Origin of the sequence: Actinoplanes sp. CA-252034 (genome assembly GCF_050956125.1) — a bacterium.
Classification (GTDB): domain Bacteria; phylum Actinomycetota; class Actinomycetes; order Mycobacteriales; family Micromonosporaceae; genus Actinoplanes.
On record NZ_CP191846.1, the window covers coordinates 6,082,990 to 6,103,689 of the forward strand.

Below are 20,700 nucleotides of genomic sequence, written 5' to 3' on the forward strand. Positions count from 1 at the left end.
ACATGGAACAGGGTCGATGCGGTCGCGCGACCGACCGGCGGCGGCGATGACGGCCACAACCCCGGTCCCGGCCCGCGGCGGACGGTCAGCGGCGGCGGTGACTTCCGCGGCTGCGGCGGTTGCGGCGGCCGGAGGCGATCAGGAAGATCACGAACCCGACGGCGAGCGCCGGAACGGTCACCAGGACGACCGGCGAGAACCCGGCGACGGTCGAGGCGGGCGTCTGCGGCGCGGCCTGGGCCGGAGAGTCGGCGGTGCCGCCGGACGGCTTGCGTCCCTTCGACGAGGACGGTGCCGGCACGGCCGCCAGATCGTCCTTGAGCACCGACCGGACCCACGGGGCGATGGCGTCGACCCGGGTGGCGATGTCCGGCCCGGTGTGCGGGCACTCCGGACCGCGGCTGACCACGCCGATCAGCACCACCCCGCCGGAGCCCTCGGTGAAGTACGGACCGCCCGAGTCGCGCTCGCACGGGCTGGTGGTCGCGCGCGGCGCCACCCCGGACAGGCCCATCTCGGTACGGTCGACCGACGTGACCTCGAAACGGCCGGTGCGCAGCCGGTCGGGGGTCTGCGTGGCCCGGGGGTTCGTCAGGCCGTACCCCACGAGTCTCGCCTTCTGCCCCTCGGCCGGCTTTCTGCTCGCGAGGGTGAGCGGGCTGATCCCGTTGATCGCCTTGTCGAGGCGGATGAGCGCGACGTCGGCCTCGCCGTGCTGGACGACCTCGACCACGTCGGCGATGAACCCGTCCTTGCCGCTCAGGTCGGCCCGCCCGATCGTGGCGAACGTCTGCTCCGCCACGGTGTGTGACACCCGGTTGCCGTCCAGATCGCGGAAGCAGTGCGCCGCCGTGATCACCCAGTGCGGCGAGACGAGCCCGCCCGAGCACGAGCTGTCACGCTTGCCGCCGTCGGCCGTGGGGATCCCGATCGTGGAGATCTTGACCGCGAACGGGTAGCGGCCGTCCGGCACCGCCTCACCGTTGGCGATGCCGTACGCGGGCGTGGTGACACCGGCCGCACCCATGATCACGGCGGCCGTCCCGGCGAGAAACCTCATCATCGTCTTCAACGGCTGTGGAGCGTAAACGAGCCGCGCAAGCCCCCGCATGCATGAACCTCCTCGAGCGTCTCCCCGGCATGACGAGCCGGACGGTCGAAAGGTTGCATCACGCAGAGTGGTACGTGGCGTACCGGCCGGACGTTCACCACCGGGATAGGTTGGTCCGCATGGGAATCACCGACGACGATCTGACACACCTGCGCCGCTGCGTCGACCTGGCCCGCGAAGCCGTCGCCGACGGTGACGAGCCGTTCGGATCGGTGCTGGTCGCGGCCGGTGGTGAGGTCCTTTTCGAGGATCGCAACCGGGTCCGCAACGGTGACGCCACCCGGCATCCGGAGTTCGCCATCTCCCGCTGGGCGGCCGCCAACCTGACCCCCGAGGAGCGGGCCGCCGCCACCGTGTACACGTCCGGTGAACACTGCCCGATGTGTGCGGCAAGTCACGGCTGGGTCGGCCTGGGCCGGATCGTGTATGCGGCGTCGAGCGGCCAACTGGTCGGCTGGCTCACCGAGTGGGACGTGCCGGCCGGCCCGGTGGCGCCGCTGCCCATCGCGGCCGTGGTGCCCGGCGCCCGCGTCGACGGCCCCGCCCCCATCTTCGAGGCCGAGCTGCGTGACCTCCACCGGGGCCGTTTCCTCTGACCGCCCCGTGATCCCACCCCGCCCGCCGGCCACCCCGTTGGCGGGGTCTCCCCCAAGCCGCCCCCTCGGCCCCCGCCTCGGGGCGATGATTACCCGGGGGGTGAAAATCATGAAAGGAACAGCATTCGCACTGGTGACAGCACTTGCGGCGGCGGGCGTCGCGGTCACCGGATCACCCGCGCTGGCCGACACGACGTGCAGCGCGCACCGCGACATCGAATTCGACACACCCGGCTTCAACACCGACTTCCGGGTACGGCTGTGCATCTATCACGGTTCGCCGACCCGCGGGGCGTACGCGGGTGTGTCGTGGGAGCACGGCGGCGACGACACCACCGACGGGCACCGCAAGTTCGACCTGCTCGAGGTTCACTTCGACCTGCGGCAGGGCGGCCTGTCGATGGCACAGGGCTCGTGTGACCTGACCCGGCGGGTGAACACCGACGACAGCGCCCTGTTCACCTGCGAGGCGGCCTACCGGGAGTCGTCGCGCCGGGGTGGGTGGAGCACCACCGGCTACGTCGTCTACAACGTGGACCGCGACGGCGAGGGCGACAAGCGCATCGACCTGTCCCCGTCACCTGTCGTCGAGAACTGACCGCAGGAACGCAGCGGTCTCATCGGCCGCCTGCGACACGAACGGCTCGACGTCGTACAGGTCGATGTGCCGGCCGGCGTCGAGCCAGTGCAGCCGCTTCGGACCGGTCGCCCGGTCGTGCAGGGCCTCGGCCAATTCCGGCGAGCAGTAGTCGTCCTTGCGCCCGTGCACCACGAGCAGCGGCGTCGCCGACAGCAGCGGGGCCGCACCGAGAGCGTCGAAGGTCATCAGCGCGTGCAGGGAGCCGTGGGTGACCCGGTTCTCCCAGTGCTCGGCCTTCGACCGGGCGGTGCCGTAGTACTCGTACGGCTCGTCGCCGCCCATCGCCGCGGGCGCGCCACCCGGCGCCACCGCCGGCAACTCGTCGTCCCAGCGCTCGATGAACGACGCGAGCGCCCGCCGATAGCCGTCCGGATCGCCGGCGGCGAACCGGGCCGGGCTGTTGTAGGCGCCCGCGATCCCGGCGACCGCCCGCAGCCGCGGATCACCGGCCGCCGCCCGGACCGCGTAGCCGCCCCCGAGACAGATCCCGACGACGCCGATCCGCCCCGCGTCGACCGCCGGATGCGCGGCCAGCACGCTCACCGCGGCCCGCAGGTCGGCGAGTTTGCCCTGGCTGTCCTCGTGCGCGCGCCGTCCCCCGCTCTGCCCGAACCCGCGATGGTCGAACGCCAGAGTGGTGATGCCACGCTCGTGCAGGCGTGCCGCGTACACCCCGGTGACCTGCTCTTTCACCCCGGTGAACGGCCCGGTGAGCACGACCGCGGGTGCACCGTCGCCGGCCACCCTCAGGTCGCCGGCGAGGGTGAGGCCGTCAACGTCGAAAGTGATGTGTGTCAGCATGTCTGCGACGTTAGGCGCACCCCGCCGCGGCGGGACAGAAGGCACTTCGAGGTGCCCTTCCGGGGAGGTCGATGATGGCGCTGGTCATTCCGGACGTGCTGGAGGAGAGCTGCGCCACCCGCCAGGCCCTCGAGAGGATGGCCTCCAAGTGGCGGGTGCTGATCGTCTACGCGCTGCTGGCCGGGCCGCAACGGCACGCCGAGCTGCGCCGCCGGGTCGCCGGGATCAGTCAGAAAGTGCTCACCGAGACACTGCGTGACATGGAGGACGACGGCCTCGTGCTGCGGCGGGTCCTCAAACCGGATCCGCCGCAGCACGTCGAGTACTCACTCACCGCCCTCGGCAAGACGCTGCAGGAACCACTCGCGGCGATCTGCGCCTGGGCGGTCGAGTCAGCGGACCGGCGGCAGCCCGGGGCTACCGGGTAACCCGGTCAGTCCCGGATACGTCGACCCGCGCGCCACCACCGGCTCGTGCCCGTAGTGACCGTAGATCTTGTCGTAGTAGTCACGCTGGTCGACCAGGTCCGGGTCGTACCCGGGCCACCGGCGACGTGATCCTTCGACGACGACACATACACCTCGTCCTCGGTCACCCGTGCGATCGACTCGACCGGGATGAACGTCGACTGCGCCCCGAAACCGAGAACGCCGCCGTGCTCCACGCGCAGGAACCGCACGTGATTCGTCGTGGTGTCGACGAGCAGATCCGCAACCGTGCCGATCTTCTCCCCACTGCTGTCGATCACCGACCGGCCCCGGACATCCAGGGCCGGGTCGGCGACCAGCTGATTGGTGTCGCTCAATGCCGTCAGCGTGCCGACAGGCTCTCCCATCACAGTCACCTCCCTATCTGACGCGTTACCCCTTTTAAAGCCTTTCATTCCGGGTACGGGCTCCGCGTACCGTTGTCGGAAAGCGCGTCGACAGCCGCCCGCAGACGAGCGCGAAGCCTCTCGTCGTCCCACACCATCTCGGTCCACGAGCCGCCGGTGACGAGCCGCCCGTCCTGCCCGGCCAGCGCCGCCAGCCCCGGCGAGGCGGAACGGGCATCCATCTCGACCAGCAGGTCCACCGCATCCGGCCCGCTGTGCTGGTGGGTGACCGCGGCCAGCAGCGGCTCGACCAGCGACGCCGGATCCTCGCCGTGCCGCCACAGCGCCCGCGCCGCGTCGGGGGCGTCCCGCGGCTCCGCGAGCGCCTTCCGCAGCGCCGGACGCAGATGACCGGCGGCGGGCGCCACCTCGGCCGCCACCCGCGCGGCCCGGGCCACGCTCCACCCGTCGGCGGCCAGCGCCGCCTCGATCGCCGGAAGCACGACCGCCGGGTCCCCGGTGGCCCGCCACACCACCCGCGCCGCGGCCAGCCGGGCATCGACGCCCACCTCCGGCACCCACACCCCACCGCCGGCCGACCCCGCATCGGCACCACCGGCAGCCACCCACACCGCACTATCCGCCGAACCCGCATCGGCACCGGCAGCCACCTGCAACGCACCACCCGCCGCACCCGCATCGGCGCCGGCGTCGGCCCCCCGCGACTCACCACCCGCCGCACCCGCATCGGCGCCGGCGCTGGCGCCCCGCAACGGACCACCCGCCGCACCCGCATCGGCGGACGCGGCTCGCAATCGGCCGGCCAGCGGGGCGGCGGCCTCGCCGGCATCGGCGACCATCCCCAGCTCGTAGGTGAGACGGTCGAGCGGCCATCGGTCCAGAGCGTCGGCCGCGGCCGTGACAAGGGGACCCGCGTCACCGGTCAGCTTCCACACCGCGTGCCCGGCCCGGATGTCGCCGGTCTCGCGCAGCGCGGGAAGCGCCTCGTGCGCGGCGGGACCGATCGCGGCCAGCACCGTGCACGTCGCGGCGTCGGCGACCGGCAGGGCGGCGATCAGCTCCGGGATCGCGGGCGCCGCGTCCGGGCCCCAGCCGGTCAGCGCCAGCACCGCGTGGATGACCGGGTTGCCGGTCACCCCGGCGTCGAGCAGAGCGCGGATCCGCCGTCGGACACCCGCCAGGGCGACCGGGTCGAAAGCCGGCGCGTAGGCGGCGAGCAGCGGGTCCGCGGACGTCTGGAAGCCGGCCTCCCAGGCGGCGAGCAGTGGGTCCCGCCAGCGTGGATCCCCGAGCCGGACCAGCACCGACAACGCATCGGCCGCCGGCTGCGGAAAGGACGGCAGCCCACCGCGATCGAAAACGCCCCCACTGCCGCTCAAGATGCCACCGCTGCGGTCCGAGGGGCGGCGACTGCCCGGGGCGCGGCCGGCCGGGCTCGCCGCGAGCCGGGCCAGGTCGTCCGCGACCGCCGCGGCGGCGGGACCGGCGTGCACGGCGGCGTCGGCGGCTGCCGCGACGACGGTCTCCTCCGGGTCGTTCAGCAGGCGGCGCAACAGCGGCATCAGCTCCCACCGCGCCGCGCGGCTCGCGTGGAACCGGCCGGTCAGGGCACGCGCCAGCAGCAGCCGGCCGGCCGGGGCGTCCGCGGTCGCCAGAGCCTCGCCGAGCGCCCCGGCCGACGACGCGTCGAGCAGCCGCAGGATCTCCCCGATGGTCCGGCCGTCACCGGCGGCGATCGAGGCCGCGATCGGCGCCACGGTCTCCGGGGGCAGGGCGAGACCCGAGCGGGCGTACGCCAGACCCGCGGCCGCCGGCACCGGACCACCCTCCGTGAGCGCGGCCGTACGCAGCAGGTCGATGTGCCCGTGCCGTGCGATCGCCGTCAGCAGCACGGCCCGGACCACCGGGTCGGTCTCCACCTCCCAGCGGACCCGTAGCGCGCCGGCATCGGGTGCGCAACGCCCGACCGCGTCGGCGGCAGCCGCCCGGACCGCCGGATCAGGGTCGCCGAGCCGCCCCGCCAGCAGATCGAGACGTGCCACGATCGCCGCCCGGACCGCCTCCTGCTCCGCGCCGAAGGCATGCTCGGGATCGCTGAGCCCGCCGATGGTGTGCAGCAGCTCGGCCCGCTCGTGAACGCCGTCGGTGGTGGCGAGCTCGACCAGGAACGGCACGGCCGCGACCGTCACCGCATAGACGGTCCCCTGATGCCAGATCGTCGAGTGGAGCTCCTCCCGGCCCTCCCCCGCGGTCGACGGGTCCGGATCGGCGATCGCCCGCAGGATCTCTCCCGCGTCCTCTGCCGGCCCGTAGGCACCCTCATACCGCGACCAGTCGACCTCGTCGATCCCCGTGAGCATGGCGACACCCTAGAACCGGGGTACGACAGCCTGTCGGATCCGGCCACTGCCGATCGTGGAGTGGGTGACGGGCGGCCGACGGGGCCGCCGGGACGAGGAGTCATGCGATGGCCAAGTACCTGATCTCGTTCAACGAGGGCGCGATGGACCACATCACCGCCGAGGAGCTTCCGGAGGTGGGCAAGGCGGCCCAGGCGGTGGTCCAGGACGCGGCGGACGCGGGTGTGTTCGTGTTCGGTGGCGGGCTGGACCGTCAGCGGGCCGCGATCGTGGGTGTCGACGGGCTGGTCACCGACGGGCCGTTCCCGGAGACCAAGGAGGTCGTCGGCGGGTTCGTGGTCGTCGACGTGCCCGCCCGGGAGGAGGCGCTTGTCTGGGCCGCCCGGATCGCGGCGGCCTGCCGTTGCGCGCAGGAGGTTCGCGAGCTGGGCGACAGCCCGGAGAGGGACGCGATGGTCCGCGACGCCGGCCGGTGACGGCTCAGCGGCCGGTCTGCTGCCGGATCTCCCGGAGGCTGGCGCCGGCCGCCCGCCCGTCGGGGTCTATCGCGCCGGCCGGATCCACCCTCGGCCGTCACCGACGGCGCCGACGCCGGGCGGCATCAGCAGTTCGTGGCCGACGTGCGCGCGCTGGTTCACGATGCGGGCGAGATCGGCAGGCGTCATTCCCCGGCCGGGTACGGCAGGATGTCCACGCCCTCGTCGGGCAGGTCGTGGTAGTCGGGGACCGGCACCCCGGCCTGCCGGCACAGTTCGCGCACCGCCGTGTCGAAGCCCTCGGCGTCGTCGGTGATCTCGAAGAACTCGCCGTAGGTCAGGTCGATCACCAGGCACGCCTGCGGCTCGCCCGCCGGATCCCAGTGGACCTTCGTCAGCCCGATCCGGTGGACCTCGTCCCACGACTGCTCGATGACGGAGGTGTGGGCGGGGCTCACCTCGTTGCCGAAGACGGAGAACCGCGGCTCGGTGGTCCGCGTCAGGGTGAAGGAGTCCTCACCGACCTCGATGCGCTGCACCCGCGCATCGTACGTGGGTTGCTAGGGTCGGCCGGTCGTCACCGAGGACCAGCGGGGGTGGGCGTGGTCTCGCCGGAGAAGCAGTCGGCTCTGCCGCAGTTCATGATCTTGATCTATGAGCGGGAGGTGCCCGACGGCCTGCGGGCGGCCTCGCCCACGGTGGTCGAGGCGCACCTGCGGCTGCCACGGCAGATCGCCGAGACGGGCGGGCGGATCCTCGCGGGCAACGCCATGCGCCCCGCCTCGACGGCGATCTCGGTCCGCGACAACACCGTGGTCGAGGGCTCCCTGGCCGGGGGCCCGCACGCCCTCGCCGGCTATTTCATCGTGGAGGCCTCGGACCTCGACCACGCCGTCTGGATCGGGCGGATGATCCCGGTGGCGGACGGCTGGACCGAGATCCGGCCGTTGCTCCTCGACTGACCGCCCGCCGCGACGGCGAGATCGACCACCGATACGGCCGCTGGGCCGTGACGGCGAGATCGACTATCTGACGGCCGCCGTGACTGGACGCTGGGCCGTGACGGCGAGGTCGACTACCTGGCGTCGGGTGCTGTGACCAGGCGTTCTATCGCGTCGGCCAGGTCGGCCACCGGACGGCGGCCGTCGAGCTCGACGGTGGCGCCGCGCCGCAGGAGCGGCTCGACGGTCCGGACGTACTCGGCGATCTCGGCTCGCTGCCCGGGTGTACGGCCGTAGGGATTGGCCCGGTCGGTGACCCGGCGCAGGAGCACCGGCAAGGGCGCGCTCAGGAGCACGACGTGGTGGAAGCGGTCGTAGAAGCGGCCCTGATTGTCGACCGTCCCGGACACGATCAGGTCGTCGTGGGCGGACAGCAGCGCGTCCATGCGTGGCTCGTCCCAGCCGCCGCCGGGGAGCTCCCAGCCACCGAAGTCGGTGTCGACCGTCAGGTGCCCGCGCCTCTGCAACTCGCCGAGAACCGTGCTCTTACCCCGTGCCGGACATGCCGGTCACCAGGACCCTGGCCATCCGCCCACGGTACCGGGCCGGGCGCGGGCGGACCTTCGCCCCGGAGCCCCGGCGGGTGCGGGCGCCTGCCGCAGCACGGCTGCCCGTCCTACGTCTGTGCGAGGGCGGCGAGCCGGTCGATCGAGCCCAGCAGCGCCTCCCGGGTGTTGGCCTGGGCCCGGATGATGCGGCGATCGTCGGTCAAGCCGCTCCAGTCGAAGGTGTGGGTGACCCGGGTCCGGGCAGGGCCGAGCGGTTCCAGCTCCCACCGCCACAGATGGCCGGGGGTGTCCTTGCCGACCTCGGACGGCTTCCACGCGATGCGGCGGCCCTCCTCGAACTCGACGATGTGGTTCTCCCGTACGTCGCCGGTGGTGATCGTCATGACGAAGACGTCGCCGACGGCGTGGACCCGCTGGCCGGCGTCGGCCGAGGTGAGGTTGTCGTTGCCGTCCCAGCCGGGCTGCAGCGATGGGTCGGCGATGAGCTCGAAGATCCGCTCGGCGGGAGCGTCGACCTCCCGGGTGGCGCTGACGATACGCGTGGTCATGCACCTATCGAAGCATTTCGCCGGAGGCGCCGGAACCAGAGGTACGTGTCCGGTCCTCAGCAGCCTCTGACCGGGACGACCGGGGTGTACAGCTCCTCGGTCGTCTCGCCGTCGGAGCCGCTGAAGACGACGTCGCCGACGCCGTAGCCGGGCTGCAACTGCCAGCGGTAGGTGAGCCCGGTCGCGCCGGCCAGCGGGGTGACCCCCTCGACTTCGGCCCAGGCCCAGTCCGTGCCGGTCGAGCGGTAGAGCACATCGTTCTCGATCATGAAGTCGGCGCCGAAGCCGCTCCCGCTCTCCGGCACCGCGAAGCCGGTCTTCGGGTCGGCGTCGGTGTCGATGAAGACGTGCCGGTAGGCGAACACCTCGGCGAAGGTGGCCTTGAAGATCACCGTCCGGCCGGTGGAGCACGCCGAGTAGTCGGTGATCGGCTTGCCGCGCGCCGGGCCGGCCACGCGGGACGGCTCACGCGACGACGACGGGGAGAGCTTCGGCGGGCGCGGAGCGGACGTGGCGGCTGACGGGCCCTCGAACGAGGGCGGGAGCACCGGCGGGAAGCCCTCGGCCACCTGCACCGGCGCGAACTGCGGGCCGTCGTCGTCCCCGACCACGGCCCGGTAGACCACCGCCAGGACGGCGACGACGATCGCGAGCACTACTCCGGCCACGGCGAGCAGCCACTTCGCTCGGGGCGCACCGTCAGCACTCACGGTAACTCCAAATTGTCTTAAATGACGATCGATGTCCGACGGCACGGTACACCGGGAACGTTCCCAATCAATATTCGGTCCCAGATTTCCCGGCAACCGGACGGAGACCGTCACGCACCGTGTTGGCCATCACCGGGGCGGGAGGCGAGCCGAAATCAACGGTGAGCCCGAGACGCGGGCCCCGTACCACCGAAAGGGTCTGCTCTTGCGCCAGCTTCTTCGCCGCCTCGCCGTGACCGCCCTCCTCGCCCCCGCCGCCGCCGGCGCCATGACGATGATCGCGACCCCGGCCGAGGCCGCACCGGCGAAGGCTTCGGAGCAGGCGCTGCAGACCGAGGTCAACCGGCTCACCAACATCGAGCGCACCAAGCAGGGCTGTGGCGCCCTCAAGGTGAACAGCCAGCTGACCGCCGCCGCCCGCGGGCACAGCGCGTGGATGGCGAAGACCGGCACGTTCTCGCACACCGGCGGCGGCGGCTCGTCGTTCGTCGCCCGGGCCCGCGCCACCGGCTACGGCCAGCCGTCCGCCGAGAACATCGCGTGGGGCTTCCAGACCGCCGCGTCCGTGGTCGAGGGCTGGATGCGCAGCCCCGGCCACCGGGCCAACATCGTCAACTGCAAGTCGAAGTCGGTCGGTGTCGGCGTGGTCCTGTCCGCGAGCGGCACCCCGTACTACACGCAGGACTTCGGGTACTGACCCTGTTGCGCGACGACGCCCCGGCCGATCAGCGGCCGGGGCGTCGTCGTGTCTTCGAGGGTTGTCAGCCCTCGAGCGATTGCATACTGTACTCCCCATAACGCATACAGAGGCGCGTGCGAGCAGGGGGTAGCCCATGCGAGTTGCAGTGCTCGGAGCCGGTGCCATCGGGGCCTATGTCGGCGCCGCGCTGTGCCGGGCCGGAGTCGACGTCCATCTGATCGCCCGCGGGGCGCACCTGGCCGCGCTGCGGTCCTACGGGGTACGGGTGCTCAGCCCCGGGGAGACTTCTCCGCCCGTCCGCACGCCACCGACGATCCGGCCGAGGTCGGGCCGGTCGACTACGTGTTCCTCGGTCTCAAGGCGCATTCGTACGCCTCGGCGGGTCCCCTGCTCGCTCCCCTGCTCGGCGACGACACCGCTCTCGTCGCCGGGCAGAACGGCATCCCGTGGTGGTATTTCCACCGGCTTCCCGGACCGTACGAGGGTCACCGGATCGAGGCGGTGGACCCGGACGGCGCGACCTCGGCCGTGATGGCGCCGGAGCGGGCGGTCGGCTGCGTGGTGTATCCGGCGACCGTCATCAAGTCACCCGGGGTCATCCAGCACCTGGAGGGCACCCGCTTCTCCATCGGCGAGCCGGACGGGACGGTGTCGCAGCGGTGCCTCCGGTTCAGCGAGGCGATGATCGACGGCGGCCTGAAGTGCCCGGTCGAACCGCGGCTGCGCGACGACATCTGGATCAAGCTGATGGGCAACGTCTCGCTCAACCCGATCAGCGCGCTCACCCGGGCCACCATGGTCGAGATCTGCGAGAGCGCCGGGACCCGCCGGGTGGTCGAGCTGATGATGGAGGAGACCCTCGACATCGCGGCCCGGGTGGGCAGCACCCCGGAGATCTCGATCGCCCGGCGCCTCGACGGCGCCCGGCGGGTCGGCCACCACAAGACCTCGATGCTGCAGGACCTCGAAGCCGGCAAGCAGCTGGAGCTCGACGCCGTGGTCGCGGCCGTGGTCGAGATGGCCGACATCACCGGCGCACCGGCTCCGACACTGCGGACCGTGTATGCCGCGACCGACCTGCTGGCCAGGACGATGGCCCGCCGTACACCGATCGTTCCCACGCCGAGCCCGGCCTGAGCAATACGGAGGTCAGAGATCCATGGCCAAGATTCCCTGCATGGACGCGGTCGTCTCGGTGCTCGCGTCGGAGGGCGTGGACATCGCGTTCGGCTGCCCGGGCGCCGCCATCCTTCCGCTCTACGCCGCGCTGCAGCGCAGTGAGATCCGGCACCTGATCGTCCGGCACGAGGAGGGCGCCACCCACATGGCCGACGGCTGGGCCCGCACCAACGGCCGGGTCGGCGTGGCCATCGGCACGTCCGGGCCGGCCGGGACCAACATGATCACCGGGTTGTACACGGCGCACGCCGACTCGATCCCGATGGTCTGCATCACCGGCCAGGCGCCCACCGCCAAGCTGCACCAGGAGGCGTTCCAGGCGGTCGACATCGTGGCGATCGCCAAGCCGGTGACGAAGTGGGCGGTGCAGGTCAAGGAGGCCGCCCAGGCGCCGTGGATCTTCCGCGAGGCGTTCCGGATCGCACGCTCCGGCCGGCCGGGCCCGGTGCTGATCGACCTGCCGGTCGACGTGGCCCGGCAGGAGATCGAGTGGGACGCCTCGATCGACGCGCCGCTGCCGGTCCCCCGGGTCGAGCCGCACCCGCCGCGCGTGGAGCGGGCCCTCGACATGCTGCTGGCCGCCGAGCGCCCGCTGATCCTGGCCGGCGGCGGCGTGATCATCGGCGAGGCCACCGACCTGCTGCGGGAGGTCGCCGAGGCTCTGGGCGTCCCGGTCCAGGTGACCCTGATGGGCAAGGGCGCGCTGCCGGAGGACCACGATCTGTTCGCCGGGACGACCGGCATCCAGACCACCCAGCGCTGGGGCAACGCGTCCTTCCTGGAGTCGGACCTGGTCCTCGCGGTCGGCGCCCGCTTCGGCGACCGGCACACCGGTGACCTGGAGACCTACCGCGGCGAGCGGAGGTTCATCCACGTCGACATCGAGCCGACCCAGCTCGGGCGGGTGTTCGGCCCGGACCTCGGCGTGGTGTCGGACGCGGGGCCGTTCCTCGCGGCGCTGCTCGACGCGGCCCGGCGACGGGACGTGCGGCCCGACCGGGGCGACTGGATCGCCCGGGTCCGCACGCTGCGCGAGACGCTGGGCCGCCGGGACGACTTCGACGCCGTCCCGATCAAGGCGCCCCGGGTGTTCCGGGAGATCAATGAGTTCTTCGGCCCGGACACCTACTTCGTCACCGCCATCGGGCTCTACCAGATCTGGTCCGGGCAGTTCCAGCGGGTGTTCAAGCCGCGGCATTACCAGGTCTGCGGTCAGGCCGGCCCGCTGGGCTGGGAGATCCCGGCGGCGATCGGGGTCAGGTCGGCCCGCCCGGACGCCGAGGTGGTGGGCGTGGTCGGCGACTACTCGTTCCAGTTCCTGGTCGAGGAGCTCGCCGTCGCCGCCCAGTACGACATACCGTTCGTGCTGGTCATGCTGAATAACGAGTACCTGGGCCTGATCCGTCAGGCCGAGATCGGCTACGACATGAACTACGAGGTGGACATCCACTACGACCGGCACGGCACCGACAACGTCAAGATCATGGAGGCGTACGGGTGCTCCGGTCGCCGGGTGCTCGAGCCGGGCGAGATCGCCGACGCGCTGGCCTGGGCGAGCAAGGAGGCCCGGCGTACGAGCCGCCCGGTGCTGGTCGAGGTGATGATCGAGCGCGAGGCGAACACCGCGCACGGGCTGTCGATCGCCGCGGTGAAGGAGTTCGAGTAGGACCTCATGGCCGATCCGTCATTGCATCTCGGCGACTGTATGCTATAGCCCGATCGCTTCTCGTAGCCGGAGGTAACCCATGACCGATCGGAGTGCCGCGACCTCGCCGGCCGGCGCCAACGGCGGACGACGGTCACTGGGCGGGGCCCGGGCTGCGCGCCCGCCCCTGGAGCGGCCCGCACCGCTGCGGCAGGCGGTCTACGACGCCCTGGCCGAGATGATCATCAATCGGGAGTTGCAGCCCGGCGAGCACCTCGTGGAGAACGAGCTGGCCGCCCACCTCGGCGTGAGCCGCCAGCCCGTCCGGGAGGCCCTGCAGCGGCTGCACAACGAGGGCTGGGTCGACCTGCGGCCCGCCCTCGGCGCCTTCGTGCACGTGCCCACCGAGGAGGAGGCCGACCAGCTCCTCGCCACCCGGACCCTGCTCGAGGCGGAGTCAGCGCGGCTGGCCGCCAAGAACGCCACGCCCGAGCAGGTCGAGCGGCTCCGTGAGCTGCAGCGCGCCGGCGAGCAGGCGCTCAGCGAGGACAGCCAGGTGGCCCTGGTCGAGGCCAACGCGGCGCTGCACGCGCACCTGGTGGAGATGTCCGGCAACAAGGTGCTGGCCCAGCTGATCGCCATGGTGGACCGGCGGGTGCGGTGGTATTACTCGCCGATCGCCCGCTCCCGGGGCCGGGAGGCGTGGGACGAGCACGCCGTCATGATCGACGTGATCGCCGAGGGGAACGCGCGGCGGGCCGGCGAGCTGATGCGCAAGCACACCGAGCGCACGCGGGAGTCCTACCACCAGCGACGCAGGGAAGCCGGCGAGTGAATCGGCCGGGCCCGCGTGGGCCCGGCCGCTCTCGTCACAGCCGGATCGACTTCTTGTTCATGAACTCCTCGATGCCGGCCGCACCCAGCTCACGGCCCATCCCGGAGCGCTTGATCCCGCCGAAGGGCAGGTCGGCCTGTGACCCGCCGGCGCTGTTGAGGTAGACCATGCCGGCCTCGATCTGCCCGGCGACCCGGCGTAGCCGATCCGGATCCGTGCCCCAGACGCTGGCGCCGAGGCCGAACGGCGAGTCGTTGGCGATCGCGATCGCCTCCTGCTCGGACTCCGCGCGGAAGACCAGCACGACGGGCCCGAAGATCTCCTCGTAGTAGGCGTCCATGTCCGGCGTCACGTCGGTGAGCACGGTCGCCTCGAGGTACGCGCCCGGCCCGTCGACCCGGCGGCCACCGGTACGCAGCGTCGCGCCCTGCCGTACCGCCGTGTCGATCTGGGCGGCCACCTCGTCGGCCGCGGCGACCGAGGCCAGGGGTGGCAGTCTCGTCGCGGGGTCGGCGGGGTCGCCCGGGACGAAGGTCCCGGCCACGTGTCTCGTGAGCCGGTCGACGAACTCGTCGTAGACGTCGGCGAGCACGATCATCCGTTTGGGGGCGTTGCAGGACTGGCCGCAGTTGCGCATCCGGGCGGTGGCGGTGGCCCGTACCGTCTGATCCATGTCGTCGGTGTCCAGGACGATCAGCGGGTCGGAGCCGCCGAGCTCCAGGACCGCCTTCTTGAGGTTCCTCCCGGCCTCGGCGGCGACCGCGATGCCGGCCCGCTCGCTGCCGGTCAGGGAGACCCCCTGGATGCGAGGGTCGGCGAGCATCCGGGGGATCTGGCCGCTCGCGGCGAAGATGTTGACGTACGCGTCCACGGGCACCCCGGCCTCGTGCAGGATCCGCTCGATGGCGAGCGCCGAGCGGGGACAGATCGAGGCGTGCTTGAGAAGGATCGTGTTGCCGAGCACCAGGTTCGGCGCGACGAACCTGGCGACCTGGTAACAGGGAAAGTTCCACGGCATGATGCCGAGCAGCGGGCCGATCGGGTTCCTGGTGATGACCGCCGCGCCGCCGCTGATCTCCAGTGGCTCGTCGGCGAGCAGGGTGGCCGCGTTGTCGGCGTAGTACCGGAAGATGTCGACGACGACGCCGATCTCGCCGCGGCCCTCGTTGATCCGCTTGCCCATCTCCCGGGTCATCGTCGCCGCGAGCTCGTCGGCGCGCGCGGCGAACAGGTCCGCGGCGCGTGCCACGATCGCGGCCCGCTCGGTGAGCGGCCGGCGGCGCCACGACGGGTAACCACGGTGGACGCGATCGATGGCCTGCTGGATCTCGTCGTCGGTCGCGTTCTCGATCTTCTCGATCAGTTCGCCGGTCGCGGGGTCGGTAATCGTGTACATCGGGTGTCTCCGTCCTGTAGCCACGGATCGCCGGGCGGCCCGCGTCCGCGAGCCGCCCGGCCTGCCGGTCGAGGTCACCGCTGGACGGTGATGCCCTTCGGGTTGAGGTGGGCGATGTTGCCGCTCTCGGTGCCGTCGGCGGGGTCGATGACACAGTCGACGAGGGCCGGCTTGCCCAGGGCCAGGGCTTCGCGCAGGGCCGCGGCGACCTCCTCCGGGGTCGTGGCCCGGTAGCCCCGGCCACCGAACGCGGCGATCATCAGGTCGTGCCGGGCCTGCAGGGCGGTCGGCGCCGGATCGCCGGACGCCGATGCCGCGGCGTCGCCCCGGTAGACGCCGCTGTTATTGAGCACGACCGTGACGATGGGCAGGTCGTAGCGGCAGATCGTCTCCAGCTCCATGCCGCTGAACCCGAACGCGCTGTCACCCTCGATGGCCACGACCGGGTCCCCGCTCTCGACCGCGGCGGCGATCGCGAAGCCCAGGCCGATGCCCATCACGCCCCAGGTGCCGCTGTCCAGCCGGTGCCGCGGCACCTGCATCCCGATCGTGTTGCGGGCCAGGTCCAGCGCGTTGGCACCCTCGTTGACCACGTAGGCCCGCGGGTTCTCCCGCAGCACGTCCCGGATGGCCTGCAGCGCGCCCAGGAACTTCATCGGATGGGCGGTCTCGGCAGCCTCGAGTCGCCGGGACATCTTGGCGACGTTGTCCGCCGAACGGGCCGACAGCTCGTCGCGCCACGGGACCGGAACCGCGATCCTGCCGGGCTCGGTCCGCTCGATCAGCGCCTGCATGACCGAGCCGACGTCCCCGACGAGCGGCGCCGCGATCGGCTGGTTGCTGTCCAGCTCGGCGCCGGCGATGTCGACCTGGATGAACTTGACGTCGGGGTTCCACTGCGGGGCGTCGCCGTGGCCGAGCAGCCAGTTCAGCCGGGCGCCGACGAGCATCACGACGTCGGCCCGGCGCAGGGCGAGCGACCGGGTGCTGGCCACCGACTGCGGGTGGTCGTCGGGCAGCAGGCCTTTGGCCATGGACATCGGGAGGTACGGCACACCGGTTCGCTCGACGAACCGGCGGATCTCCTCGTCGGCCCGGGCGTACGCGGCGCCCTTGCCGAGCACGACGAGGGGCCGCCGGGCGCCGGCGAGCAGCTCGATGGCCCGGTCGAGCGCCTCGGTGCCGGGCACCTGCCGAGGCGCCGGGTCGACGACGCGCCACAGTGACGCCGCGCCCAGGTCGGCGTCGATGACCTCGCCGAGGACCGCGGCCGGGATGTCGAGGTAGACGCCGCCGGGCCGTCCCGACAGCGCGGTCCGGATGGCGCGGGCCACCCCACGGCCGATGTCCTGCGCGCGGTGCACCCGGTACGCCGCCTTGCAGAACTGCCGGGCCGCCGCCAGCTGGTCCATCTCCTCGTAGTCGCCACGCTGCAGGTCGACCAGGTGCCGCTCGCTGGATCCGGAGATCTGCACCATCGGGAAGCAGTTGACGGTGGCGTTGGCCAGGGCGACGAGTCCGTTGAGGAAGCCCGGGGCGGACACTGTCAGGCAGATTCCCGGTCTCCCGGTGAGGAAGCCGGCCGCGGCCGCGGCGTGCCCGGCGGCGCTCTCGTGCCGGAAGCCCACGTAGCGGATCCCGGACGCCTGCGCCAGGCGGGCCAGATCGGTGATGGGGATGCCGACGACGCCGTAGACGGCCTCGACCTCGTTGAGCTTGAGCGCATCGACGACCAGGTGGATGCCGTCGGTGAGTCTGGCATCGACGGCGTCGCCGGCTTCTGATTCCCGGAGTGAAGCGATGGTCATGATCCGAGCCCTCCATCATGGTGACGCGATATTGCATACCGTATGGGGTAGGCAATAATCGTGAACCATGGAGCGCCGGAGTGTCCAGGGGTGGGGCGGACGTTTCGGCGACGGTGGCTTTGGTCACTAGATCGTTTATTGTATACCGAAGTCTGTATCCTCGAAGGTGCCGGACAGGCACTGTCGCCGGGTTTACGGCCGCACGGCACCGGAAAACACGGACATGGATCGGCCTCGGGTGTGCCCGGCCCCGCCGGGCACACCCGAGTGCCCAACTAGCAGGAGTGATGAAGTCATGACCCCCTGGCGCAAGTTCTCCCGTTTCCTGACCGACCTCAGCGACCGGCTGGCCCTGCCGTCCGGCTCTCCCGCCGACGGCCGGTCCGTCGGGCTCGGCCTGGCGGCCGCGCTGGACAACCAGCGGCGGGCCGCCCGGCCGAGCGACGAGGAGATCGCACGTTTCCTCCGCGGCTCCGCCCCGGACGAAGGGTTGATCAAGGCCTGACCGGCGGTCAGCCCGCGACCTCGTGGGCGGACTGCTCGTCCCGCTGCGTCTTACGGGATCTCGCCAGGCTCGCGACGGTGGTGACGATCAACGTGCCGACGATGACCCCGAGCGAGACGGTGATCGGCACCGCCGGCGCCCAGGAGACCCCGTCGTGGTGCGCTGCCTCCAGCACGAGCTTGACGCCGATGAAGGCCAGGATGAACGCCAGGCCCTTGCTGAGGTAGACCAGCCGGTCGAGCAGGCCGCCCAGCAGGAAGTAGAGCTGCCGCAGGCCCATCAGCGCGAACGTGTTGGCGGTGAACACCAGGTACGGCTCCTGGGTCAACCCGAAGATCGCCGGGATCGAGTCGAGCGCGAAGAGCAGGTCGGTGGTGCCGATCGCGACCATCACGATCAGCATCGGCGTGACCATCCGCCGGCCGTTCACCCGGACGAACATCGCGGCGCCCTGGTAGGACTCCGTGGTCGGCAGGAACCGCTTGGCCGTGCGGAGGGCGAAGTTCTCCGAGAACTCGTCCTGGAGCTGCGGACCGACCAGCTTCACGGCGGTGTAGATCAGGAACGCCCCGAAGAGGTAGAACAGCCAGTCGAACCGCGCGACCGCCGAGGCGCCGGCCGCGATGAACACGCCCCGCATCAGCAGCGCCAGGATGATGCCGATGAGCAGCACCTTCTGCCGGTACCTCACCGGCACCCCGAAGCGGCTCATGATGATGATGAAGACGAACAGGTTGTCGACGCTCAACGAGTACTCGGTGAGCCAGCCGGCGAAGAACTGGCCTCCGTAGCCGACCCCGGCCGTCCCCATCAGCAGCAGCCCGAAGGCGACCGCCGCCAGCACGTAGAAGCTCACCCAGCCGACGCACTCCCGGAAGGACGGCTCGTGAGGCTTCCGGGCGACCAGGTAGAAGTCGAAGGCGATCATCACGGTGAAGCCGATGATCGTCACGGCCCACGCCCAGAGCGGTAGGTTCATGACGCCCCCTTGGATCGGAACAGGCTCGGCCGGCGGCTCTGTCGCGTCTTCCACTGCGCTTCGGCGTGCCGCAGGTAGAACTCGTACAGCCGCTCGGCCCGCGGGTTGCCGTGCCGGATCCGGCGCAGCCAGCGCGGCGCCACCCGTTCGTGCAGCCAGCTGAACCCGATCGCGAAGCCGAGGCTGACGACCGCCTGGTACGCGAGGAACCCGGGCACGTCCGGCGGGAGGGTGGGCCGGCCCGCGAGAAGCAGACCGACCAGCACCTCGTGTGCCAGCCGGGCCAGTGGGAACCCGCCGAACCAGTAGAGCGCGGTCGGGGCGAACACCCCCGGCGAGATGACCCCGGCCGCCATCAGCACCCCGAACCCGGCGCCGAGCAGGACCAACGGCAGCCCGAGCGCCACACCGGTGGCCAGCGCCCAGCCGGCGGGCTGGCCCGAGAGGAGGGCCAGCCCGAGGGCCGCGGCCCCGGCGACCGCCCCGATGGCGGCGCCGGGAAGGGCGAGCTGACCGAGGTGACGCATGTCCGCTCCGGTCATCAGATGACCACGCCGAACCGGATCAGGCTGTAGATCAGCATGCCCAGGTAGAACACCGCACCGAACCCGATCACCACGTTCTGCAGGATGCCGGGGCGGATCGGTTTCGGCAGCATCCGGTTGTTGACCAGCAGCAGGACGACGCAGTACGCGCCCATCGCGAAGGTGGACAGGAACGCCAGCACGTCGAGGACGGCGCCCGGGCCGTCGGCGGGACCGAAGTTGAGGATCAGGATGCCGAAGGTGATGACACCCCAGAGGAAGCCGGCGTAGAGCTTCGACATGCTGAACCGCTTGGCGCCCGGCACGAAGTGATAGGTCATGTCGGCCTGGCCCCGGGAGAACGAGTCGAACAGCCCGAGTGTGGCGTTGAGCCCGATCAGCGCGATGAAGCCGAGGAACACACCGTGCAGCACCGGCGTGCCGGCCGAGGCGAAGGCGTCGGCCATCGCGGTCAGCGCCACCTCACGGTCACCGTCGCGGATCAGGTCACCGACGTTCGGGTTCACCCGTACGGCGGTCTGGGCCAGCACCGTGAACGAGACCGTGACCAGCATGGTGATGCCCCAGAAGAGCAGCAGGGCGTCGAAGGTCACCCAGCGCCGCCAGCCCTTCCACTTCTTCATCTCCTCCGGGTCCTCGGTGTCGAACATGAAGCCACGCGACGGCATGACCTCCTGCTCGCCCGCGTGCCGCAGACCGCGGATCCTGGGGATGTGCGCGCCCATGCCGGCGCCGGAGTCCCGCAGGTGCAGCGTGTACCACATCTGCTGCATGCCGGACGGGCCGGCGAAGGCGATCGCGCCGACGATGACCGGGAACCAGGTCGACGACATCGCCTCGCTCGGCAGGTAGCCGAAGTGGAACATGCCGCTGAGCGTCGAGGTGACGTCGCTCCACCGCCCGACCAGCGACGCGACGATCGAGGTGCTGACCACGAGCACGCCGATCAGCAGGCCGAGCAGGCTCTCCAGCAGGGGGTAGATCACCTTGGCCAGGCTGAACACGATGCCGACCAGGATCAGGCCGACACAGGCCGTGACGGTCCAGGGTATGCCGGTGATCTCCTCGAAGGCGGCGGCCCCGGTGGAGAGGTGCCCCGGCCAGATGTAGACCAGGATCGCCACGCTGAAGAAGAACCACATGAGCGGTTTGAAGACCCGTGCGGCGCCGAAGAAGATGCTCTCTCCGGTCGCCATCGCGTACCGGGCCATCTCCAGCATCACGAACGCCTGGAGGGTGACGCCGATCAGGAAGAGCCACCTGATCTCCGGGCCGAAGATCAGGACCAGGCGGGGCCACATGTACGACTCGCCCATGCCCACGCCGAGCGCGACGAGGAACACGGTCGGGCCGAGCAGGTGGATCGAGGGTGGCGCCTTGGGCAACTCCCGGATCGGCATCGGTTCGAGCCTTCCGGCCCGCCATACCCTCTCGTCGGGCTCGGTGGTGGTGGCCGTGGCGGTGGATGGTGACGTGCTACTCGTCGGTTCGGTGGAAGAACTCGAAGCGTCCACGATGGAC

22 protein-coding genes and 1 pseudogene are annotated in these 20,700 nt (G+C 71.3%); 10 read left to right on the plus strand and 13 right to left on the minus strand.

Annotation, left to right across the window (positions count from 1 at the left end):
- Positions 1–85 precede the first annotated feature (85 nt).
- Positions 86–1,063 carry a S1 family peptidase gene (locus ACQPZW_RS28070; protein ID WP_433797641.1) on the minus strand — a complete coding sequence of 326 codons (978 nt, stop codon included), beginning with the start codon at positions 1,061–1,063 and terminating at the stop codon, positions 86–88.
- Between the two features lie 167 nt (positions 1,064–1,230).
- Between ACQPZW_RS28070 and ACQPZW_RS28075 the strand changes: the two genes are divergently transcribed.
- Both ACQPZW_RS28075 and ACQPZW_RS28080 read left to right on the plus strand, forming a co-directional pair.
- Positions 1,231–1,707 (plus strand): nucleoside deaminase, encoded by a 477-nt coding sequence (locus ACQPZW_RS28075; RefSeq protein ID WP_433789021.1) that lies wholly within the window; start codon positions 1,231–1,233, stop codon positions 1,705–1,707.
- Between the two features lie 133 nt (positions 1,708–1,840).
- Entirely contained in the window at positions 1,841–2,305 is a 465-nt protein-coding gene (locus ACQPZW_RS28080; protein WP_433789022.1) for a hypothetical protein, read from the plus strand.
- Here the strand turns inward: ACQPZW_RS28080 and ACQPZW_RS28085 are convergent.
- On the minus strand, positions 2,285–3,148 hold the full coding sequence (locus ACQPZW_RS28085) for an alpha/beta hydrolase (RefSeq protein ID WP_433789023.1): 864 nt from the start codon (positions 3,146–3,148) through the stop codon (positions 2,285–2,287). The genes ACQPZW_RS28080 and ACQPZW_RS28085 overlap by 21 nt on opposite strands.
- 71 nt (positions 3,149–3,219) lie before the next feature.
- Here ACQPZW_RS28085 and ACQPZW_RS28090 point away from each other — a divergent pair, with 71 nt between their 5' ends.
- The gene (locus tag ACQPZW_RS28090) at positions 3,220–3,576 is read left to right on the plus strand and encodes a winged helix-turn-helix transcriptional regulator (RefSeq protein ID WP_433789024.1); all 357 of its coding nucleotides are present in this window, start codon (positions 3,220–3,222) and stop codon (positions 3,574–3,576) included.
- Positions 3,577–3,581: 5 nt separating this feature from the next.
- On the opposite strand, the gene ACQPZW_RS28095 is transcribed toward ACQPZW_RS28090, so the two are convergent.
- Both ACQPZW_RS28095 and ACQPZW_RS28100 read right to left on the minus strand, forming a co-directional pair.
- Positions 3,582–3,983 (minus strand): PRC-barrel domain-containing protein, encoded by a 402-nt coding sequence (locus ACQPZW_RS28095; protein WP_433789025.1) that lies wholly within the window; start codon positions 3,981–3,983, stop codon positions 3,582–3,584.
- Positions 3,984–4,027: 44 nt separating this feature from the next.
- A complete protein-coding gene (locus ACQPZW_RS28100) occupies positions 4,028–6,343 on the minus strand; it encodes a hypothetical protein (RefSeq protein ID WP_433789026.1) in 2,316 nt (771 codons plus the stop codon).
- A gap of 107 nt (positions 6,344–6,450) precedes the next feature.
- Here ACQPZW_RS28100 and ACQPZW_RS28105 point away from each other — a divergent pair, with 107 nt between their 5' ends.
- Positions 6,451–6,819, plus strand: coding sequence for a YciI family protein (locus ACQPZW_RS28105; protein WP_433789027.1), 369 nt, complete (start codon positions 6,451–6,453; stop codon positions 6,817–6,819).
- A gap of 185 nt (positions 6,820–7,004) precedes the next feature.
- Here ACQPZW_RS28105 and ACQPZW_RS28110 read toward each other — a convergent pair whose 3' ends face one another.
- The gene (locus ACQPZW_RS28110; RefSeq protein WP_433789028.1) at positions 7,005–7,358 is read right to left on the minus strand and encodes a hypothetical protein; all 354 of its coding nucleotides are present in this window, start codon (positions 7,356–7,358) and stop codon (positions 7,005–7,007) included.
- A 57-nt stretch (positions 7,359–7,415) separates the two neighbouring features.
- Here ACQPZW_RS28110 and ACQPZW_RS28115 point away from each other — a divergent pair, with 57 nt between their 5' ends.
- Positions 7,416–7,781 (plus strand): YciI family protein, encoded by a 366-nt coding sequence (locus ACQPZW_RS28115; RefSeq protein ID WP_433789029.1) that lies wholly within the window; start codon positions 7,416–7,418, stop codon positions 7,779–7,781.
- Between the two features lie 113 nt (positions 7,782–7,894).
- Here ACQPZW_RS28115 and ACQPZW_RS28120 read toward each other — a convergent pair whose 3' ends face one another.
- The 3 genes from ACQPZW_RS28120 to ACQPZW_RS28130 all read right to left on the minus strand — a co-directional run bounded on the left by ACQPZW_RS28120 (position 7,895) and on the right by ACQPZW_RS28130 (position 9,587).
- The gene (locus ACQPZW_RS28120) at positions 7,895–8,287 is read right to left on the minus strand and encodes an AAA family ATPase (RefSeq protein WP_433789030.1); all 393 of its coding nucleotides are present in this window, start codon (positions 8,285–8,287) and stop codon (positions 7,895–7,897) included.
- Between the two features lie 149 nt (positions 8,288–8,436).
- The gene (locus ACQPZW_RS28125) at positions 8,437–8,877 is read right to left on the minus strand and encodes an SRPBCC family protein (protein ID WP_433789031.1); all 441 of its coding nucleotides are present in this window, start codon (positions 8,875–8,877) and stop codon (positions 8,437–8,439) included.
- Positions 8,878–8,933: 56 nt separating this feature from the next.
- Entirely contained in the window at positions 8,934–9,587 is a 654-nt protein-coding gene (locus ACQPZW_RS28130; RefSeq protein WP_433789032.1) for a hypothetical protein, read from the minus strand.
- A 205-nt stretch (positions 9,588–9,792) separates the two neighbouring features.
- Here ACQPZW_RS28130 and ACQPZW_RS28135 point away from each other — a divergent pair, with 205 nt between their 5' ends.
- The 4 genes and pseudogenes from ACQPZW_RS28135 to ACQPZW_RS28150 all read left to right on the plus strand — a co-directional run bounded on the left by ACQPZW_RS28135 (position 9,793) and on the right by ACQPZW_RS28150 (position 13,946).
- On the plus strand, positions 9,793–10,284 hold the full coding sequence (locus ACQPZW_RS28135) for a CAP domain-containing protein (protein ID WP_433789033.1): 492 nt from the start codon (positions 9,793–9,795) through the stop codon (positions 10,282–10,284).
- Positions 10,285–10,420: 136 nt separating this feature from the next.
- Positions 10,421–11,424 (plus strand): annotated as a pseudogene (locus tag ACQPZW_RS28140) (2-dehydropantoate 2-reductase).
- A 22-nt stretch (positions 11,425–11,446) separates the two neighbouring features.
- Positions 11,447–13,132 (plus strand): glyoxylate carboligase, encoded by a 1,686-nt coding sequence (gcl, locus tag ACQPZW_RS28145; protein ID WP_433789034.1) that lies wholly within the window; start codon positions 11,447–11,449, stop codon positions 13,130–13,132.
- Positions 13,133–13,211: 79 nt separating this feature from the next.
- Positions 13,212–13,946, plus strand: a complete 735-nt coding sequence (locus tag ACQPZW_RS28150) for a GntR family transcriptional regulator (protein WP_433789035.1) — start codon at positions 13,212–13,214, stop codon at positions 13,944–13,946.
- Positions 13,947–13,980: 34 nt separating this feature from the next.
- On the opposite strand, the gene ACQPZW_RS28155 is transcribed toward ACQPZW_RS28150, so the two are convergent.
- The gene (locus ACQPZW_RS28155; protein WP_433789036.1) at positions 13,981–15,342 is read right to left on the minus strand and encodes an NAD-dependent succinate-semialdehyde dehydrogenase; all 1,362 of its coding nucleotides are present in this window, start codon (positions 15,340–15,342) and stop codon (positions 13,981–13,983) included.
- A 74-nt stretch (positions 15,343–15,416) separates the two neighbouring features.
- The gene (oxc, locus tag ACQPZW_RS28160) at positions 15,417–17,150 is read right to left on the minus strand and encodes an oxalyl-CoA decarboxylase (RefSeq protein WP_433789037.1); all 1,734 of its coding nucleotides are present in this window, start codon (positions 17,148–17,150) and stop codon (positions 15,417–15,419) included.
- A gap of 295 nt (positions 17,151–17,445) precedes the next feature.
- On the opposite strand from oxc, the gene ACQPZW_RS28165 reads away from it, so the two are divergent.
- Positions 17,446–17,655: a hypothetical protein gene (locus tag ACQPZW_RS28165; RefSeq protein ID WP_433789038.1), complete on the plus strand. Its 210-nt coding sequence runs from the start codon at positions 17,446–17,448 to the stop codon at positions 17,653–17,655.
- A gap of 7 nt (positions 17,656–17,662) precedes the next feature.
- Here the strand turns inward: ACQPZW_RS28165 and ACQPZW_RS28170 are convergent, their stop codons facing one another.
- Genes ACQPZW_RS28170 through ACQPZW_RS28180 form a run of 3 tightly spaced genes read right to left on the minus strand, consistent with a single transcriptional unit; the run spans position 17,663 to position 20,579 of the window.
- Positions 17,663–18,634 carry a TerC family protein gene (locus ACQPZW_RS28170; RefSeq protein WP_433789039.1) on the minus strand — a complete coding sequence of 324 codons (972 nt, stop codon included), beginning with the start codon at positions 18,632–18,634 and terminating at the stop codon, positions 17,663–17,665.
- Positions 18,631–19,176, minus strand: coding sequence for a hypothetical protein (locus tag ACQPZW_RS28175; RefSeq protein WP_433789040.1), 546 nt, complete (start codon positions 19,174–19,176; stop codon positions 18,631–18,633). The genes ACQPZW_RS28170 and ACQPZW_RS28175 overlap by 4 nt, the downstream gene beginning before the upstream one ends.
- Positions 19,176–20,579: an Nramp family divalent metal transporter gene (locus ACQPZW_RS28180; protein WP_433789041.1), complete on the minus strand. Its 1,404-nt coding sequence runs from the start codon at positions 20,577–20,579 to the stop codon at positions 19,176–19,178. The genes ACQPZW_RS28175 and ACQPZW_RS28180 overlap by 1 nt, the downstream gene beginning before the upstream one ends.
- Positions 20,580–20,700 lie beyond the last annotated feature (121 nt).

Excerpts from the sequence above, each read along its gene's own strand:
- ACQPZW_RS28075 (WP_433789021.1), top strand. The coding sequence starts at position 1,231 with ATGGGAATCACCGACGACGATCTGACACACCTGCGCCGCTGCGTCGAC.
- ACQPZW_RS28180 (WP_433789041.1), bottom strand. The coding sequence starts at position 20,579 with ATGCCGATCCGGGAGTTGCCCAAGGCGCCACCCTCGATCCACCTGCTC.
- ACQPZW_RS28070 (WP_433797641.1), bottom strand. The coding sequence starts at position 1,063 with ATGATGAGGTTTCTCGCCGGGACGGCCGCCGTGATCATGGGTGCGGCC.
- ACQPZW_RS28105 (WP_433789027.1), top strand. The coding sequence starts at position 6,451 with ATGGCCAAGTACCTGATCTCGTTCAACGAGGGCGCGATGGACCACATC.
- ACQPZW_RS28170 (WP_433789039.1), bottom strand. The coding sequence starts at position 18,634 with ATGAACCTACCGCTCTGGGCGTGGGCCGTGACGATCATCGGCTTCACC.
- gcl (WP_433789034.1), top strand. The coding sequence starts at position 11,447 with ATGGCCAAGATTCCCTGCATGGACGCGGTCGTCTCGGTGCTCGCGTCG.
- ACQPZW_RS28165 (WP_433789038.1), top strand. The coding sequence starts at position 17,446 with ATGACCCCCTGGCGCAAGTTCTCCCGTTTCCTGACCGACCTCAGCGAC.
- ACQPZW_RS28125 (WP_433789031.1), bottom strand. The coding sequence starts at position 8,877 with ATGACCACGCGTATCGTCAGCGCCACCCGGGAGGTCGACGCTCCCGCC.
- ACQPZW_RS28150 (WP_433789035.1), top strand. The coding sequence starts at position 13,212 with ATGACCGATCGGAGTGCCGCGACCTCGCCGGCCGGCGCCAACGGCGGA.
- ACQPZW_RS28095 (WP_433789025.1), bottom strand. The coding sequence starts at position 3,983 with ATGGGAGAGCCTGTCGGCACGCTGACGGCATTGAGCGACACCAATCAG.
- oxc (WP_433789037.1), bottom strand. The coding sequence starts at position 17,150 with ATGACCATCGCTTCACTCCGGGAATCAGAAGCCGGCGACGCCGTCGAT.
- ACQPZW_RS28100 (WP_433789026.1), bottom strand. The coding sequence starts at position 6,343 with ATGCTCACGGGGATCGACGAGGTCGACTGGTCGCGGTATGAGGGTGCC.
- ACQPZW_RS28090 (WP_433789024.1), top strand. The coding sequence starts at position 3,220 with ATGATGGCGCTGGTCATTCCGGACGTGCTGGAGGAGAGCTGCGCCACC.
- ACQPZW_RS28155 (WP_433789036.1), bottom strand. The coding sequence starts at position 15,342 with ATGTACACGATTACCGACCCCGCGACCGGCGAACTGATCGAGAAGATC.
- ACQPZW_RS28085 (WP_433789023.1), bottom strand. The coding sequence starts at position 3,148 with ATGCTGACACACATCACTTTCGACGTTGACGGCCTCACCCTCGCCGGC.
- ACQPZW_RS28175 (WP_433789040.1), bottom strand. The coding sequence starts at position 19,176 with ATGACCGGAGCGGACATGCGTCACCTCGGTCAGCTCGCCCTTCCCGGC.